This is a genomic window from Streptomyces sp. NPDC088554 (assembly GCF_044752945.1).
Lineage (GTDB): Bacteria > Actinomycetota > Actinomycetes > Streptomycetales > Streptomycetaceae > Streptomyces.
This window is the reverse complement of sequence record NZ_JBIVMF010000031.1, coordinates 1-17,636: the sequence shown is the minus strand read 5'-3', so window position 1 is coordinate 17,636 and position 17,636 is coordinate 1. Positions and strand designations below refer to the sequence as shown.

The 17,636-nt window shown below is 67.3% G+C and carries 13 protein-coding genes and 1 pseudogene; 6 read left to right on the top strand and 8 right to left on the bottom strand.

Annotation, left to right across the window (positions count from 1 at the left end):
- Window positions 1–62 precede the first annotated feature (62 nt).
- From ACIP8W_RS27785 to ACIP8W_RS27765, 5 genes are all read right to left on the bottom strand, one after another.
- Window positions 63–1,316 carry an MFS transporter gene (locus ACIP8W_RS27785; RefSeq protein WP_402205070.1) on the bottom strand — a complete coding sequence of 418 codons (1,254 nt, stop codon included), beginning with the start codon at window positions 1,314–1,316 and terminating at the stop codon, window positions 63–65.
- Complete coding sequence (locus tag ACIP8W_RS27780; protein ID WP_402205125.1) at window positions 1,313–2,539, bottom strand: hypothetical protein; 1,227 nt, start codon at window positions 2,537–2,539, stop codon at window positions 1,313–1,315. The genes ACIP8W_RS27785 and ACIP8W_RS27780 overlap by 4 nt, the downstream gene beginning before the upstream one ends.
- 81 nt (window positions 2,540–2,620) lie before the next feature.
- The gene (locus ACIP8W_RS27775) at window positions 2,621–3,526 is read right to left on the bottom strand and encodes a phytanoyl-CoA dioxygenase family protein (protein ID WP_402205068.1); all 906 of its coding nucleotides are present in this window, start codon (window positions 3,524–3,526) and stop codon (window positions 2,621–2,623) included.
- 137 nt (window positions 3,527–3,663) lie between these two features.
- Window positions 3,664–3,822, bottom strand: a complete 159-nt coding sequence (locus ACIP8W_RS27770; protein ID WP_402205066.1) for a hypothetical protein — start codon at window positions 3,820–3,822, stop codon at window positions 3,664–3,666.
- A 1,161-nt stretch (window positions 3,823–4,983) separates the two neighbouring features.
- Window positions 4,984–5,487 carry a hypothetical protein gene (locus tag ACIP8W_RS27765; RefSeq protein ID WP_402205065.1) on the bottom strand — a complete coding sequence of 168 codons (504 nt, stop codon included), beginning with the start codon at window positions 5,485–5,487 and terminating at the stop codon, window positions 4,984–4,986.
- A 324-nt stretch (window positions 5,488–5,811) separates the two neighbouring features.
- On the opposite strand from ACIP8W_RS27765, the gene ACIP8W_RS27760 reads away from it, so the two are divergent.
- From ACIP8W_RS27760 to ACIP8W_RS27745, 4 genes are all read left to right on the top strand, one after another.
- Window positions 5,812–8,247 carry a Helicase associated domain protein gene (locus ACIP8W_RS27760; protein WP_402205063.1) on the top strand — a complete coding sequence of 812 codons (2,436 nt, stop codon included), beginning with the start codon at window positions 5,812–5,814 and terminating at the stop codon, window positions 8,245–8,247.
- A gap of 435 nt (window positions 8,248–8,682) precedes the next feature.
- A complete protein-coding gene (locus ACIP8W_RS27755; RefSeq protein WP_402205061.1) occupies window positions 8,683–8,811 on the top strand; it encodes a hypothetical protein in 129 nt (42 codons plus the stop codon).
- 494 nt (window positions 8,812–9,305) lie between these two features.
- The gene (locus tag ACIP8W_RS27750; protein ID WP_402205123.1) at window positions 9,306–10,502 is read left to right on the top strand and encodes an IS110 family transposase; all 1,197 of its coding nucleotides are present in this window, start codon (window positions 9,306–9,308) and stop codon (window positions 10,500–10,502) included.
- Between the two features lie 186 nt (window positions 10,503–10,688).
- Window positions 10,689–11,153, top strand: a complete 465-nt coding sequence (locus ACIP8W_RS27745) for a hypothetical protein (protein WP_402205059.1) — start codon at window positions 10,689–10,691, stop codon at window positions 11,151–11,153.
- Here ACIP8W_RS27745 and ACIP8W_RS27740 read toward each other — a convergent pair.
- From ACIP8W_RS27740 to ACIP8W_RS27730, 3 genes and pseudogenes are all read right to left on the bottom strand, one after another.
- A protein-coding gene (locus ACIP8W_RS27740) for an IS3 family transposase (protein WP_402205057.1) occupies window positions 11,137–12,389 on the bottom strand; the annotation gives its coding sequence in 2 pieces (ribosomal slippage) (window positions 11,137–12,107 and window positions 12,107–12,389; 1,254 coding nt in all). The genes ACIP8W_RS27745 and ACIP8W_RS27740 overlap by 17 nt on opposite strands.
- Window positions 12,390–12,425: 36 nt before the next feature.
- A pseudogene (locus tag ACIP8W_RS27735) lies at window positions 12,426–12,692 on the bottom strand (transposase); the annotation flags it as partial.
- A gap of 3 nt (window positions 12,693–12,695) precedes the next feature.
- A complete protein-coding gene (locus tag ACIP8W_RS27730; RefSeq protein ID WP_402205055.1) occupies window positions 12,696–12,908 on the bottom strand; it encodes a hypothetical protein in 213 nt (70 codons plus the stop codon).
- Between the two features lie 78 nt (window positions 12,909–12,986).
- On the opposite strand from ACIP8W_RS27730, the gene ACIP8W_RS27725 reads away from it, so the two are divergent.
- Window positions 12,987–15,890, top strand: a complete 2,904-nt coding sequence (locus ACIP8W_RS27725) for an SbcC/MukB-like Walker B domain-containing protein (RefSeq protein WP_402205054.1) — start codon at window positions 12,987–12,989, stop codon at window positions 15,888–15,890.
- Entirely contained in the window at window positions 15,887–17,152 is a 1,266-nt protein-coding gene (locus tag ACIP8W_RS27720) for a DUF2399 domain-containing protein (RefSeq protein WP_402205052.1), read from the top strand. The genes ACIP8W_RS27725 and ACIP8W_RS27720 overlap by 4 nt, the downstream gene beginning before the upstream one ends.
- Window positions 17,153–17,636: the final 484 nt, after the last annotated feature.

The window sequence follows — 17,636 nt, the reverse complement described above, 5'->3', positions numbered from 1 at the left end:
TGCCCGCCGTCTCCCGAGGAGTGGCGCGGCCTATCCCTGCCCGGATCTCTCGATGGGGATGGTCACGTTGTCGCCTGGCGCGGTTCTGTAGTCTGCACGTCGTCCAGCGCCGGGCTGTCCACATCGGTAGAGTTCCAGTCGTAGGGATGCCTGCTCAGGCCGAGGCCGATAGCGCAGCCCACGCCAAGCAGCCCGACTCCGAGAAGCAGCCAACTCACGCTGAGTTGGGCGACGACGGCCCCGGAGAGCATGGTGCAGACGATGACGAGGACATCCTGACCGCTGCGGGTGCTGGCGGTGACGCGTCCGCGCAGGGCGGGAGGAGCTCCCTCGTGCAGCGTGGCCATCAGTAAGATGAATAGGACGTTGATGGCCCATCCCGTGGCTGCGCGCAGCGGTCCTGCCAGAACGAGAGAACTGACTGCTGGCAGTAAGGCGATGGCGAGGGAGCCGATACCCATCGCTAGCGCGGTGCCGTATTGCACCGGCAACCGCTTGCCTAGCCAGCCAGCAGTGAGCGTGCCCAAGACTGCTCCGACCGCGCTGAAGGTGGTGAGGATGCCATAGTCCTCAGCTCCGCCGTGAAGCATTTCGCCGGTGAAGACGACGATGGAGACGCTGCTGACCCCTGACATGATGCCGGTGACGCTGTTCACGATGAACGATGTGCGTACGGCTCGGTTGTGCAGAATGTAGGACAGGCTGCCGCGTTTGGAGGCTCCAGGCTCGATCTCCAGAGACCCCAGGGGAATAGCGATATAAGCAGCGATGCCCGCGGCGGTAAAGGTGACAGCGTTGAGTGCGTAGACCCAGTCGAGGTTGTCCGTGGCGACCAAGACGCCAGCCAGTCCAGGACCGGAGAGTTGGCCAATGCGCCGAAAGACCATGACGGTGGAGTTGGACCGCAGGCTACTCTCAGGGTCAACTAGGGGCAGGCAGGTCTGCTGGCCGACGAGCATGGCGCGCGACGCCATACTCACGAGCCCTGCGAAGAGGATGACCGCAGGCAGATAGTTGGTTAGCGTGTTCGACAGTACGAGGCATGCGGCCAAAAGGTTGCCCACGAGCATCCAGGTGCGGGGCGTGAGCCTGTCGATCAGGGTGCCTCCGACCCAGGCCCCGGCGAGACTCCCCAGCCCGTAGGCGGCCATTCCATAGCTGACGTGTGCCGCGGAGCCACCGTTCATGTACAGAGAGGCGGTGAGGCTGACAAGGAATGCGATGTCGCCGAATTCCGCAATGCCCATGCCGACGGAGACGGTGAGCAGCCGCGGGTGAAGAGCGAAGCGGCGTTTTGCCGACGAAGGTGATGTCATGCCGTGGTCCCGACCCGTAGGAGTTCGTTGATCTTGGCGATGCGATCGATCCGGGCTGGGCCGCCGACTTTCAGGTAGTGAGCGCCGGCCGCCAGGGCCAGGCTGCTGATGAAGGATCCTTCGTTTTCGCCGCTGCGCTGGGAGATGAGGAGCGTGGCTCCGTGGTCGACCGTCGCGTGCGCGGCCCTGAGCGTGTCAGTGGTGGTACCCGCTTGGTTGGGTTTGATTACTGCTGTGTTGGCCCAGTGGTGAGTTGCGCCCTCGGTGATACGGGCGGTGTTGGAGGCGTAGAGATCGTCTCCTGCCACCATGATGTCGTCGCCCACGGCTTCTGTGAGCCGCGCAAACCAGTCGGTCTCCGAAGAGGCAAAGCCGTCCTCGATGTAGCACACCCCGTAGTCCCGGACCCAGGACAGGTATCGCTGCAGGAGTTCCTCAGGCTTCAGGGGGCTTTCTGCCCAAGGAAAGGCATAGAGCCCGTTGTCATGGGCGTCGGAGGCGGCCATGTCCAGGCCCAGTCTGCAGCCTTCGGCGCCTTCGAGGCTGGACAGGACTTCGAGCAGGAGCTCGAGTCCTTCTTCGCAGGACTGCAACGGGACAGACACGGCTCCCTGCTGGCTTGCTCCGCCTTCGTATCCGCGCTGGTAGCACGCCTCGAGGACTCGGTCGCGCGTACGGACGCCTGTTTCAATCACTTCTTCGAGAGGGGCGTCGGGTGCGGGAAAGAGAAGGAACTCGATATGGGGGACCTTCGACTTCGGGCACAGGCCCCCGTCTATGAGGTTGAATGTCGGTTTGGTGGGTGCACCTGTGGTGGGCCGCCCGGCCACTGCCCGCAGATAGGTGTGGAGGGGCAGGCCCTGCTGGAGGGCGCCGAGCTGCGCCACCGCCATGGAGGTGGCGATTGTGACATTGCCCCCGACGCTGTCTCGGGTCAGCCGAGGGTCCAGCTCGTTGAGGATGGTATCCACGCCTGTCAGGTCGGAGGCGTCCTGCCCGATCAGTGCTGGCGCCACTCGCTCAGACACGCAACGGCGAGCAGGTGTCGCCGCGGCCAGACCAGGCTGGGCCTCGGCGGCCTCCATCTGCCGGGGTTCGTATTCCCCTACGCTGGAGCCTCGTTGAGCGATGGTGCGAGACGTTCGGCCGGCTTGGTCCCGCACTTCGACCTCAAGCGCGACTCTCCCGTTGGAGTCATACAGAGCGCGTGAGGTGACCTCCACGATGGTGCAGTCTGTGCTCACTGTTTTTCCTCATCCTCCCTGTGCCGACAGCAGAGCCAACCGGTGTTCCTTCGGTGGGGGCTACAGCGGAAAGGCATCGCCGGCCATCACATCGCCTTGGCCTACCGGCTTGTAGAAGTCAGAGGGGTGAACCTGCTCGCCGAAGTCCCCGAACATCCGTCGCAGCCGTGGCGACATGCGCTCAAGTACGTCGGCAGGCTGTGTCAGGTAGTCATGGGGTCGGTGCCACAGATTGCCGTATCGAAAGATGAAGGTCTTCCGAACGCGCTGGGTGTTCGGAGCCACCGCGTGCCACAGGGAGTACGGGAAGAGCAGCACATCGCCGGGTGCGGCCTTCACCTCGATCGCGTCCTCGGGAAGGATTCCCTGCCGTAGCGGTTCGTCGAGGTCCTCCATGTAGCACAGCGCGTTTTGTTCGGCGGGGACACGGCGATGGCTTCCGGGAATCAAGAGAAAGTTTCCGCAATTGGATTCTGTGACATCGGTGAGAAATATCTGTGCTTTCACCTGAAGGCTGGGGCTTCCCGGGGCAAGCTGAATACCCTGCATGTATTCACCGCCGTCAGTGTGCCAATATTCCAGAGCGTGGTCTGCTAGGGAGCGCACGAAGACCTCGGTGCCCAGCACCTGCACGCTGTTATTTAGCAGCGACATGAGGGGGCCGACCAATTTCGGGTGATCGAGGAAGTAGTCGAGGCCAGGAAGGAAACTTACCGCGTCGCGCATGCGGACAGTGTGCTCGTAGTCCGCGAAGGACGCGTGCTGAGAGATGTGAGTGTTGTCGGCAGCGAGCGCTTCTTCGACCACCTTGAGCCCGAGCTCGACCTCTTCCTCGGTGAAGAGTCCCTTGAAGTGGAGGTAGCCCTGCTCTTCGTAGACGCTTAGCTGCTCATTGCTCAGCGGGGACCAGTCCCGCTGACAGCTGGTCTCCATGGTTGAACCCTGAGAAGCCTGCATCATGCTCATGAGGAGCACCCTTTTCTCGCTTACGCGCTCACCAGCCAACGGGCCGACCCTGTCGGGAGGCAGTGGCGTCACCTCCCGCTGAATGCACAAGACGGTGGCGTGGGGGCCGGCCGTACGGCCGGCCCCCACGCGTCAGGTCACTTGGCGATGACCTCGTCGTACTTGCCGTCCTTGACGTCCTGGACGAACGCCTTGAAGCTCACACAGTTGGTACGGAACGGGTCCTGGACGCCGAACTCACCCGAGTTCTCGCGGAGCTCGTATGCCTCGTCCGTCTTCGACACGGTCATGCTCATAGCAATCTCCTTTTCGGACTGAGAATCAAGGAATAGCGCAACGCGTTTCCCTGACCGCTTACGTCATCGATCGTTGCATCCCCAATCAAACACGGTCAAGACCCTCAGGCGGATTCACAGGGAATGTTTTTATATCGAATTTTAGACATGCCAAAAATGCGACCCAGTTTAGGCCGCCAAGACATGTCCGCAGAAATACTCACCCCGAGGGTGGCGTCACTTCTGCACTTACCTAGGCCGACGCACCGCAAGCCCACCCGGAACTCTTTTGGGCGCGCGAGGTGAGGGAAAGCGCCTCGATGGACAACCAAACAAGGCGCACAACGGGCTATGTGTTAATTCCGTGTTGCCGAAAGTTTCGATGGGTGTAGGCGATGTGGATCAAGACTCACGTTAATTTCTCACGGCGCATGTGTGGCCGCAACACCCACTCGTTCGATTGGCCTGATCAGCACCCCGCTCGGCCGTCGCCTTACGCCACATCACGAGCTCCATAAGGCGTTCCGGCCTGAAAATTCGCTGGTCACTCCAACCGGGCTACTATTTTAACCCGATAGGGACAATTTGAACCGCGTGCCTGTTTGGTGCCGATTGGTTTGAGATGTGTCTTCGGCGGGATGTCTGAAACTCAACGCCATGGCAACGCGCAGGTAAGCGTTCCGCGCGCGGAAGCTCGGGCCTGCCTCATATCCGTCGGCACTCACGTAGGAGAGATGCACCGCGAGGCGTGGTCAGATCGGGGGTGAAGACACCGGTCGGGGTCATCACCTCGACCTCGGGCCCGACCTCGTGCACCAGCCAGGAGGAACAGACCGCCGGCACCGCCCGCACCCAGATCTGGGGCCGCGCGCCCACGGGGGAGCGGATGGGGTACGAACACCGCTCGTCCCGGCCGTCCACAGCCGCCCCGAGTACCGGGCGGCCACGGCGCTGTCGGTGGTGAGGAAGGCCACCTCGACTTCGGCGCCGGCCTCCGCGGTCGGCGGGACAGGTTTCCAGGTCACCTCGGCGTCGCGGTGACGGTCTCGGACAGCCAGGCCGGGCCGTTGACCGTCAGGCTCTCCACGTCAGGCTCTCCACCGCCTCGGGGGGCAGCACGACTTCTTCGGCGGTCCCGAATCCGAGCGTGCGGGTGATCGCGGCGCTGAGGTCGGCGCTGCCTCAGTACGGCCGATCAGACGCAGGGAGACTGAGCTGACCTCGTGGGCCCCACGCGTGCTTGCCGCGCAGCGTCCGGATGACGGTGTCGCCCTGGCGCTGGAAGTCCCACGTCCAGTGGTCGTCGATGCCGTCCGCCCGGCAGCCCAGAGCACGGACACGCTCCACGAGATCGCCCGAACCCAGCAGGAGAGCCTTTTCCCGACCGTAGTCCTTGGCGGCCTCCCGCAACTGATCACGGGTGAAACTGGCCTCCAGATCGGCGTGTACGGCGAAGTGGCAGTCCAGATCGGATCGGTCCAGCACCGAAACCTCCACCGGCAGTTTGTCGGCGAGCTTGTCGACGAAGGTCCGCTCGGAGACCGTCAGCGTGCACGGCACCACCAGCGTCCACTCCGCCGGGTGATGCGCCATGGCACGCCGGAACGACTTCTTGATCGCTGTCCTACGGCCCTTCAGGGAGCCGGGGAAGCCGTCCGGGTGGTACTTGAGCTGGAAGATCCGCAAGAGCCGGGATCGCCGGTAACCTGCACGTCGATACTGCCGTCATCGCCGCGCCCGTTGACCACGACCACCTGCCCGCTGTCATCGAACATGCAGTGCAGCAGTGCCTCGACAAGCCGGTCGAAGGCCGGCTGCCCGATGCTGTCCCACTCGATCGCCGAAGTCCAGACCTCCCAGGTACTCCACCGCATCGTCACACGCCGGTCCGACAACGAAGCCGGACCACGGTGCCTGAGGCTCCCGGACGGGTAACCACGGCCAGAGTGATGCCCGGACCCGAGCGCATCTTCGCCCGCCTGCCCCATCACTGCTGGGAACATGGCCGCTATGAGCACCGCCGTCCTCCCCCCGTCCTGGCCCGGCCGTCCCGAGCGGGCCCAGCTGTTCCCGGACCAGGAACAGGGAGTGCGGCGGGCGGTGCGGCACCTGCGCCGGCCCGGCACACGAGCCCTGTACGTGTCGGCCACCGGCACCGGCAAGACCCTGGCCTCGATCCGCATCGCCGACGAACTCGACGCACGGCTGGTGCTGTTCGTGGTGCCGACGCTGGACCTGGCCGCGCAGACCGCGCTGGCCTGGCGCGCCGACGGGCACAGCGAGCACATGCTGATCGTGTCCTCGATGGATGCCTCCGGCCATGACGCACTGGTGGCCCACCGGGTCGGCTCGACCGGCGACTTCCGCGCCCTGGCCGGCCTGATGTCGGTGACGGGGGAGGGAGCGGACCGGATCCCGGCTCTGACGGTGATCTGTACCTATGACTCCCTCGACAAGATCGAGAACACCCGGCACAGCCGCTTCGACGTACCCCCGTTCGACCTCGCGATCATGGACGAAGCCCACCGCATCGCTGGCCGCGCCGACAAGAAATGGGCCGCCGTCAACGACGCCACCCGCATCCGCGCCGAGCGACGCCTGTACATGACCGCCACCCCCCGCCTCATCGCCGCACCAGACCTCTCGGAGTCCGCCGACACCACCCGCCCCCGCCGACGGCACTCCACCGCACCCGACCCGGACTCCTACGCCAACTCGATGGACAACGAGGCCGTCTACGGCAAGAAGATCCACGAATACCCCCTCGCACAGGCAGTCGCGGACGGCCGGGCCGCGGACTACCGCATCGTCATCCCCACCCTCACCGACACCGAACTGCGCACCCGCCTCAACCTCCCCACCCCCGACACCGACGACAACGGCCACACCCGCCCCGGCACCGACGACGCCCTGCGCACCACCGCCCTGCACCTCGCGGTCCTCAGAGCCATGAGCGACCACCAACTGCACCGGGTGCTCGTCTACTTCAACCTCGTCGAGGACGCCAAACGCTTCGCCCGCGAACTCGGCCACACCCTGCGCCAGTTGCGCCGCACCGCCCCCGAACTGTGCCCCGACACAGACCCGGAACTGTTCTTCGTCCACGGCGAGCACACCCCGCAGCAACGCGCCGACATCTTCGCCGACTTCGCGGCCGCGCCCTGTGCGATCCTCGCCAACGCGAAACTGATCTCCGAGGGCATCGACATCCCCAGCGTCGACGCGATCGTCTTCGCCGACCCCACCCGCTCCGTACGCCGCTGCGTCCAGGCCCTCGGCCGAGCCCTGCGCCTGTCGGTGAGCGGCAAGATCGCCGGCCTGATCATCCCCGTCTACATCCCGCCCGGCGCCGACCCGCAGGACATCCTGGGCACCGCCTACGAGCCGGTGTGGGCGATCACCACCGCCCTGGCCAGCCACGACCACCGCATCGCCGAGCGCCTGCCGGACAAGGCCAACCGACTTTCCAAGGAGACCAGCCGCCTCATCCAGCACCGCTGGCACTTCGACTTCACCGTCCACCCCGAACGCATCGCCCAAGCGATGGACCTGGCCTCCTTCGACCCCCGCGATGCCGCCTCCCGCCCCCGCCGCGAAGGCCTCGCAGCCGCCCAGTCCTTCCACGACCAGTACAGCCACCTCGACGTCCCCGCCGACCACGTAGACCCCACCGGCTACACCCTGGGCTCCTTCATCACCGGCATGCGCGACGCCCACACCGCCGGCCGCCTGGACGCCGCCTGGATCGCCGAACTCGACGCCCTGGGCATGATCTGGAACAAGCACGAGGCCGCCTGGCGCGCCAACCTCACCACCGTCACCGACTACCACCGAGCCCACGGCCACCTCGCCATCCCCGCCGCCACCCCCGGCGGCGCCTTCCTGGCCGAACAGCGCTCCCTGGCCGCCAAGGACCAGTTCGACCCCGCCCGAGCCGAAGCACTCGCGGCCATCGACCCCGACTGGCAGCTCCCGCACGGACCCGACTGGCACCGCAAATACCACGCGCTCCGCGCCCACCTCACCGCCGGCCATGACCCGGCCACCCTGCACCTGGACACGCTGATCGGCCCGGTCAAGGCCGGACGCTGGCTGCACCGCCAGCTCACCGGCTTCACCACCCTCCACCCCCGCCAGCAAGACCTCCTCACCGAGATCGGCCTCACCCCCGACACCAACCCCCTCACCTCGCCCCGCCGACCCCGCCGGACTTTCGAACAGACCGTCCAGCTCCTGGAGTTCTTCATCGCCCGCGAAGGCCGCGCCCCCACCGCCCGCGAGGAGATCCTCGTCGACGGCGAAACGGTGAAGCTCGGCCCCTGGTTCGCCAAGGCCCGCACTCACCGGCGCACCGGCCGGCTCCCCGAGGAGCATCACGCACTCATTGCCCCGCTCTTCGACGGCGACTGGACCGACGACACCGCACAGCCGGTCTTCCTCGCGTAGCGCAAGGGCGGGAGAAACGCATCGGTGTCGGCGGCGGCCGTTCTCGCCGAAGCCATGAGCATCGGAGACGGCGTGCCCGCGCTTCGCGGGCCGGGCCGCGGCGGGCACGGTAACCGGCCTCGCCGGCGCACGCGCCCGTGCCGAAACTCACCAGCGCGCTTACCTCTGGGACCAGAAACTCCAAGACGTGCGGAAAGCCCTCCGAATGTTCCTCACCGGGCCCGCGCCTTACGAGCCGTCCGGGCCATCGCACCTGACGGCTGGCGCGAGGAACCGTGGCGCACGAACTTCGTGAACCAATGAGCCGCTGCCTGCTGTCGCCCCGATGACGGGTCTTCACCATCCTGGTGCGGCTCCGCGCGGCTGGACCGCGTGGCCCTGTTCCCCGCAGGGCGCCGACCGCTCCTCAACCACCACCGTGAAACGGAGTCGGCCGTGGCCGAAGCGGTGACAGTCAACGCCGCCGCCGAGGCCGCCGGCCCCGGTACACCCCCGACCATTTGGACCCTCACCCGGATCGCCGCCCACCTGCGCGCCGTCGGCACGGCCCGGTCACACCAGTGAATTAGAACTGAAGTTCCTATTCTTGTCGGTGCCTTGAATTATTGGCTTGTTCAGGCACTCTCTCCTGGCCTTGAAATCCGCGCCCGGCAGGCCGGGCTCTTCTCGAGATCCGAGATCTTGCTACGTGCTATGCCCCCGCCGGGAAGTCCAACTCTGCAGTTCACCGCAGTGATGCGGCAGTGTGCGATGAGCATGAGTACGCCCTGTTCGCCTCCTGGGAATCCGACCGGACCGAAAGTGAGTACGCATTGCATTGAGACAGGCGGCTCTACCGTCTTGGTCGGGTTGATCGAGCCATTCGTAGGGTTGGGTCGCCCAGGGGTGCTGGGTGTGACTATCAGGCGGCTGCCGTCTCGTGGCTTACCTCGCTTCGCCGCCCGGCCCCCACGACGACTCGGCCGCCGATTAGGAAGTGCGAACAAGTCGCTGCGTAGAGCAATGCCGGCGAGGTCGTCCGTGGCAGGAACAGCACGAACATGAACGTCAGGAGCACGATGAGCCGGATATGGGCGGGAATCGACAGCGGGAAGAGCCACCATCACGGCCTCGCCCTGGATGCCGAAGGCGAGACGCTGGTGTCGCGGCGGGTCGCCAACGACGAGCACGAGCTGCTGAAACTGATCGGCGATGTCCTCGACCTGGCCGACGGCCGCGCGGTCACCTGGGCCATCGACATGACGGGTGGGGAACCCGCGCTGCTGCTGGCGCTGCTGCTCAACCACAGCCAGGAAGTCCTCTACATCCCCGGCCGGTTGGTGAACCGGGCCGCCGACGGCTACCGCGGCGAGGGCAAGACCGACGCCCGTGACGCCTACGTGATCGCCGACCAGGCCAGGATGCGCCGCGACCTGCGGCCCATCCGCCCCGGCGACGAAGCCGCCATCGAACTCAAGCTGCTGACCGGACGCCGGGCCGACCTGGTCGAGGACCGCACCCGCGCAGTGAACCGCCTGCGCGGCACCCTGCTGAGCATGTTCCCCGCCCTGGAGCGGACCCTGGACGTCACCAACACCGGGCCTCTGAGGCTGTTGACGGGCTACCAGACTCCGGCCGCGATCCGCCGCGCCGGGATCTCGCGGCTGACCACCTGGCTGGCCAACCGCAAGGTCCGAGGCGCGAGGTCCCTGGCCGAGGCCGCGGTCGAGGCCGCCGAGCGCCAGCACACCGCGGTCCCCGGGGAGAAGACCATCGCGAAGCTGGTCCACACCCTGGCCGAGGAGGTGATGGCCCTCAATCAGCAGGTTTCCGAGATGGACAAGCTCATCGAGGGCCGGTTTCGCGAGCACGAACTCGCCGACATCCTCCTGAGCGTCCCCGGCATCGGCGCCGTGCTCGGCGCGGAGTTCCTCGCCGCTGTCGGCGGCGGCCTGGAGGAATTCGACTCGCCAGACGCTCTGGCGGCCTTCGCCGGAGTCGCCCCCGCGCCTCGCGATTCGGGCAAGGTCAGCGGCAACCTCCACCGGCCGATCACCTACCACCGCAGGCTCCAGCGGGTGTTCTACACCTCCGCGCTGGTCAGCGTCCGCTGCGACCCCAACTCGCGGAAGTTTTACGACCGCAAACGCGCGGAGGGGAAGAAGCACGTCCAGGCCGTGCTCGCCCTCGCCCGCCGACGCGTCAACGTTCTGTGGGCCCTGATCCGTGACCGACGGTGCTATCAAGTCGCACCTCCAATGACTACGGCTGCTTGACAACAGCATTAGGAAGCGGGGTCTCAACTGGTTCTGTGGCGCCAGGGCTCGGTGTCGTTGTCAGTGGTGGTGGATAGCGTCGAATGCGTCGCTATCCGAACTCCCGTGAACGGATATACACCCGGGAGTTCGCAGTTGGGGGAGGGCCCGCCGGTACACGGCAGGATGTCAGCGAGGGGGAGTGGTGTGTCGAAGCCGCGGATGTGGTGGCAAGAGGTCGTGCCGGGGGACTGGTACGTGTTCGGGATGCCCGAGGACCTGGTGCGCGAGCGTTACTTGGCGCTGCTGGCCGCGTTGGAGGAGTTGTCCACGCGCGGGCCGATGTCGACGTTGCCCGACATCGCCGCGCAGCTGAGGGCGGTCGGCTATCACGACCCGCTGCCGGAGACCGAGCTGCGCAAATCGCTGGATCAGCTGGCCGTCTGGCGCTTTGCCGAGCCGTTTCATGACTACGCGGCCCCGGTGCGCAGTCTTCAGGGCCTGGTCGTGCGGCAGGAAGCGTGGGCACTGACCCGCTTGGGGCGGGGCATCGTTGCGGCGGTCCGCACGGCGGTCGTGGATGTGGTGCGTGCCCTGCAACTGCCCAGCCGTCTGCTCGACGGAGTGGTGAACCGCCCCGGGTTCGGTGGAGATCTCAGATGGTGGCTGTGACCTGGTGTTTCGTGGTTGCTTGGTAGTGGATGGCTTCGTACTCGGCGGGCGGGATGTGCCCTATCTCACCGTGCAGGCGACGGTGGACGTACCAGTCGACCCACTCGGCGGTGGCCAGCTCGACCTGGGCGAGGGACTTCCAGGGCCGTCGGGGTTTGATCAGTTCGGTCTTGTACAGCCCGATCGTCGACTCCATCAGGGCGTTGTCGTACGCGTCGCCGACTGATCCGATCGAGGCCGCGATCTGGGCCGTGTCCAGGTGCTCGGCGAGTCTGAACGAGGTGTACTGGCTGCCGGCATCCGAGTGGTGGACCAACTCTCCCGGCGCGTGCGGGCGGCCTTCCCGGTCACGCTGCCACAGCGCCATCTCCAGTGCGTCCAGCACGAGTTGGGTCTCCTTGGACGTGGAGGCGGACCAGCCGACGATGCGGCGGGAAAACGTGTCCACGACGAACGCGACGTAGACGACGCCGGACCAGGTGGCAATATGCGTGAAGTCCGCGACCCAGCAGCGGTTCGGCGCCTTCGCGACGAAATCGCGGTCCACGAGGTCCGGGGCCCGCCCGGCACAGGCGTCCGTGATCGTGGTGATGACCTTCTTGCCGCGGACCGCGCCGGTGATGCCCATGTCGCGCATGAGGCGTTCAATGGTGCAGCGGGCCGCTGGGTGTCCCTGCCGGTTCAATTCCCGCCAGATCTTCCTGGCGCCGTAGACACGGTAGTTGGAGTCGTAGACCTCCTGGATCAGGGCTTTGAGTTCCTCGTCGCGCACGGCACGCGGTGAGGGTGCCTGCCGGCGTTGCTTGTGGGCGTAGTAGGTGGAAGGGGCGATGCTGCAGTCGTGCTCGGTGAGCACGCGGCAGATCGGCTCGACACCGCCGAAGCGGTCCCGCATCTCGTCGATGAACGCTACGAGCGTGTGAGTGGCCGGTCGAGCTCGGCCGCGAAGAAACTCGCTGCGGCCTTCAAGATGTCGTTGGCCCGGCGGAGTTCGGCGTTCTCCTTCTTGAGCGCCTTGATCTGCGCGGAGTCCTCCGTGGTCGTCCCCGGACGGGACCCGGAGTCGATCTGGTCCTGGCGGATCCACTTGCGCAGCGTCTCGCGCGAGCCGATGCCCAGCTTCGCGACCACCGCGTTGATCGCGGCGGACTCGGTCGGGTAGTCGCCACGGATCTCGGCGACCATACGCACCGCGCGACGGCGCAGCTCAGGGGGATAGGAGGAAGGACGGGCCATGACTCAATCCTTACACGTAATCGAGCCTCCATTCGAGATGTCGTTGGCCCGGCGGAGTTCGGCGTTCTCCTTCTTGAGCGCCTTGATCTGCGCGGAGTCCTCCGTGGTCGTCCCCGGACGGGACCCGGAGTCGATCTGGTCCTGGCGGATCCACTTGCGCAGCGTCTCGCGCGAGCCGATGCCCAGCTTCGCGACCACCGCGTTGATCGCGGCGGACTCGGTCGGGTAGTCGCCACGGATCTCGGCGACCATACGCACCGCGCGACGGCGCAGCTCAGGGGGATAGGAGGAAGGACGGGCCATGACTCAATCCTTACACGTAATCGAGCCTCCATTCGAGCCGGGGCGGTTCACCGTGCCGCCCAGGCCGAGACGGCCGAGGCCGCCGCCTCCCACGAAACTGCCCAGCAACAGGCCCAGGCTGACACGGAAGCCGACGAACTCCGACGCACCGACGCCCACCACACCCACCAGCAGACCCAGACCCAGGCCCAGTCCGAGCTCGACGCAGCCGGCCACGCCCTCACCCGCACCGAAACCGCCGCCACGGACGCAGCTGGCTCCTGGGTCAGCGAACTCCACACCTGGCGCACCGAGTTGACCCACCTGGCCGCCACCGACATCCCCCTGCCCGGCCTCTGCGCACCAGCCACCGAACTCAACGATCTGCGCCCGGCTGACCTGGAGCTCGCCGTGACCCGGGCGCACACCCACGCCACGGTGCGCCTGCAAGGCCGCGCGGATACCGCCGGCCGGGACACGGAAGCGGCCGCCGAGAAGGTCGCCGCCGTCGAGAACGAGCTGGCAGACAGCCGCCGGGCCGCGCCCGTTCCTCCCGCACCCCTGTGGCGCACGCGCAGCCATGACGACGGCGTTCCCCTCTGGGCCCTGGTCGACTTCGCCCCCGGCCTGCCGGCCGGCGACGCGGACCGCATCGAGGGCGCTCTCCTCGTGGCAGGTCTCCTCGACGCCCTGGTCACTTCCGACGGCCGTGTGACCTCCGGCGACCTCGTCCTCACCCCGACAGCGGCAGCCACAGGACGCACACTGGCCGATCTGCTGGTGGTCGAAACCGACCCCGCCCTCGACGCCGACCGCGTCCGCCAGGTGCTGGCCGCCATCGCCGTGGACGCCCCGGGCAGCACCCTTGCCGAGGGCCGTCTCGCCCACGGAGTCCTCACCGCCGGCGCCCCGCACGGCTACCGGGCGGCCTATATCGGCCGAACGACACGAGAGAAGGCACGCCGCGAACGGGTGGCAGGCCTTGAACGAGACCTGTCCACCGCCCTCGGGCTCCTGGACGCCGCCCGCCTGGAGCACCAGCGCCGCCTTCAGGACCTCGACGACGCGACCGCGGAACGCGACGGTATCCCGCCTGCCACCCGCCTTCTTCAGGCCCGCGATGACGTTGTCCGCCAGCGCCGAGCCGTCGAGGACACCGAGCGCCGCACCGTCCAGCTACGGGCCGACGCCCGCCTGGCCCTGCAACAGGTCCTGGCCGATCTGGACGCCGCGGCGGCCGCCCGCACCGCCCACGTGGCGGCCGCCGCGCGCGAGCACCAGCACGCCCGGCAGGCCGAAACCCAGGCTGCGGCCGTCGCCGAGACCGCGGAAGCAGCGTGCGAGGAACAGACCGAGACAGCCCGGCGCAGCGAACAGGCGCGCGCACAGGCCGCAGCCGCCCAGGAAGCCGCCGACGCCGAACAGGCCGCCTTCCCCCACCCGGCGATCGAGGCCGTCCAGGCAGCCCAACGGGACGAAGACACTGCCGAACAGGCCCTGAACCAGGCCCGCACCGAGGTCATCAAGACCACCCGCCGCCACAAGGAGGCCAGCGGAGCCGTACGGGAAGCCCTGCGCGCCCTCAACCGGGCGGCGGCCCTGCCCGGCGGTGGGCAACTGCCCACCGACACACTCCGCCTCACAGCCCACTACGATGCCGCTGTCCAGATGACTGGACACCTCCAGGCGTGGGATCCCGCCGCCCGCCGCGTCACCGACCTCCTCACACGCGCGGACGGCGACCGCCAGGACGCCGACACCCGCCGGCAGCGCTGCACCGTTGCCCGGCAGGACGCCGGGCGGGCGTTGCGCAGCGCCCAGCAGGAAGCCGCCGACGTCGCCGAAATGCGAGCCCTGCACGGAGCCGCCTACGCAGAGCTCACCGCCCAGCGCAACGCCACGGCACAGGCTCTGCAGCAGGCCGAGGACCACGCCGAGAGCCTGCGAGGCCGCCAGCAGGACGCCGCACAGGCAGCCAGCGCAGCCCGGGCCACTTTGCGGACCATCACTCCGCTGCGCGAGGCCGCCGAGAACACCAGGGATGCCTGCCTGCACCGTCTCGGCCGCCTCGTGGACGAACACCTGGCCGCCGTCCCTGACGACGTTCCCACCGATACCGCCGGCCACCCCGTCCATCTGACCGCCGGACTCGCCTGGGCCCGGCTTCTGCTCGCTGATGCTCCCGGCGGCACCGACCGTCTCGCCGCCCTGACACGACTGCGCGACCGGCACCTGACCGCTCTGGAAAACAGTGCCCGCACCGCCAGCACCTCACTGGCCCGCTTCGACCGCCAAGTCACCCTCATCAGCATCGAAGACACCCCGTGGCGGCGTGCTGTTGTCGCCGACCCCGCCTCCGTACGCGGCGAGGACGTCCGCACCACGGTGACGGCCCTCAACGCCACCGCCGCCCAGCTCGAGGACGACCTGCGCGCCGACATCAAGCAGACCCTCAAAACAAGCCTGTTCACCCAGCTCCAGCGCGACATCCAAGTGCACCGCGAAGCAGCCCGGAACCTCGTCGACAAGATCTGCGCCACCCTCAAGGGTGTCCGTACCGGTGTCGCCGACGTCGGTGTCCAAGTCGAATGGGACGTCCGCAAAGACCCGGCCGCCGAGCACATGGTGAACCTGATCGAACAGCCGCCGTCCGACGACGCCTTCGAGCAGATGTACGACGTGCTGCGCCAGCGCATGAACGAAAAGGCCGGCGAACCCTGGCTCGACCGCGTCGCCCACACCTTCGACTACCGCGCCTGGCACGACTGGAAGATCTCCGTCACCCACGCCTCCTTCGAAGCCGCCGGCAAGGAGAAGTTCCGCGAAGTCACCCCTCGCTCCAACCCGCTGGAAGCCCTCTCCACGGGCGAACGGCGCCTGGCCACCATGCTCCCGCTGCTCGCCGCAGCCTGGTCCATGTACTCCACCGACGGCTACCGAGGCCCCCGCCTCCTGTCCATCGACGAGATCGACGCCGCCTTCGACGACCCCAACCTGCGCCAGGTCCTCGCCCTGCTGAGGGCCTGGGACTTCGACGTCCTGGCCACTGCACCCTTCATGACCCCCCTGATCAAGAAGGAGACACAGCGCGTCATGATCCACGAGGTCGTCACCAACGGGCGCCACCGCGTCACCGTGCCGTGGATGTGGCGGGGCCACGGCGAAGCCCAGCCCCTCAGCCTCGACCTGACGGCCCCTCAGCCCCAGGACAGCCTGTGACGGCCGACCTGACACTCATCGCCGACGACCCCGACCTCGCACCGCTATGGCGAGTCATCCACGACCGCCTCAGCGCAGGCAACGCCCCGGCCGACATCGCCACCGTCACCGTGCCAGACCTCCCACCAGGGGGAGCGGCTGCCCTGCGCTCCTGGCTCGACACCCCCGCCCAGCGCCGCCGCGGCCGCACCCGCGTCCCGCACACACCCGCAGGAACCAAAATCCCCCTGCGCGAGCTCCTCGCGGTCCTCGACCTCCCCCCGGACCACCTGCAGACCCTGGTCGAGCGGGCCGTGGGACGCCCGATCGTCAACCGCAAGAACAGCCGACTCCAGTCGGCCCAACTGCGCCTGGAACTGTGGGAGTACGCCGCCACCCGGCTTTCGCACCTGCCACTGCTGCTGGCCCGGCTCAAATCCGCCGGCATCGAGGACGACGCGGCCACCCAGACGCGTCGGCTCATCGACGCACTCGCGGCCCTGACCCGCGAACTGCCGCATCAGCGGCCCCGCACCCTGGCCAAACTCGCCCACGACCACGCGGGCGACCCGCACTACTTCGATCCCGCGACCCTGCCCGGACAACGTCTCATCTCCGCAGTGGCCGAACTCGCCGGACGGCCCGAACCCACCCGCCCCGACCACATCCGAGCCCTGCTCGCCGACTACGGCATCATCGCCGACCGGCTCTCCGCCACCGTCCTGCTCCACCAGGTCCGTGCCATCGGCAACGGCCCCATCGACCACCGCCTCAACGAGGCGACCACACCCGTGGCCCTCAACCTTCTCGACCTCACCCGCACCCCGCCCCGCCTGGCACCGCAGACCCTCACCGTCGTCGAAAACCCCTCTGTCCTCGAAGCCGCGATGGACCGCGCCAGCACTCAGCCGATGGCCTGCACCAGCGGACAACTGCGCGCCGTCGACCACGCCCTCCTCCAACTGGCCCTCGACCAGGGCATCCCACTGCGCTACGCAGGCGACCTGGACGCCGCCGGTATCCAGATCGCCGCCACCGTGCAGCAGATCTACGGGGCCGAGCTGATCGCCATGGAAGCAGCCGTCGCCCACACCGCAGGCCACACACCCTCAGCCGTAACCCTCGGCGCACTGCCAGCTGCATGCGAGCCCGAGCTGGCAGACGTTCTGCGCGCTGGAGGGCGGGCGGTTTACCAGGAACACGATGCCGTGCTCGACCGCCTGCTCGCCCCTGCACGGATGGACCAAGTCGCCCATCCCTTCGCCCAGCAGGGCGAGGGCTGAACGGTGCGGTTCCAGATGTACAGGCAGAGGCTTGTTCGACTGGCATTTCTCCACACGCCTTCGTGCTCCAGAGAGTCACGAACGAACCCGGGCGGTGCCAGCCGGTGAGAAACCGACGTTCTGGAGCACGCGCCAATTCAGGCCATCTCGACAAGGATCCGGCGTACCTCTCCGGCAAACTTCCTTAGCACCGTGCACAGACCGTTACGATGACCGCTACAGTTTTATCTGACATATGGTCAGCGGGGCCCTCTCAAGGCATGCGGTTACGCCGCGAGGCGCAACAGGCCCCCGTCGGCTCGACACTGTTGTGGATGCAGCCGATGCTCAGCCGATGAGCGTCCGCTCAAGGACGTACGGGGTAGGTCATGCCGGGCGATTTTTCTCAACTAGTGCCGCATCAGGCAACGTTTGCCCTGTTGTGGCGCGCCGTCCGGGTGTCGGCACGGACGGCACGGACCCGTCATGCTGGTCCCGTGGCAGA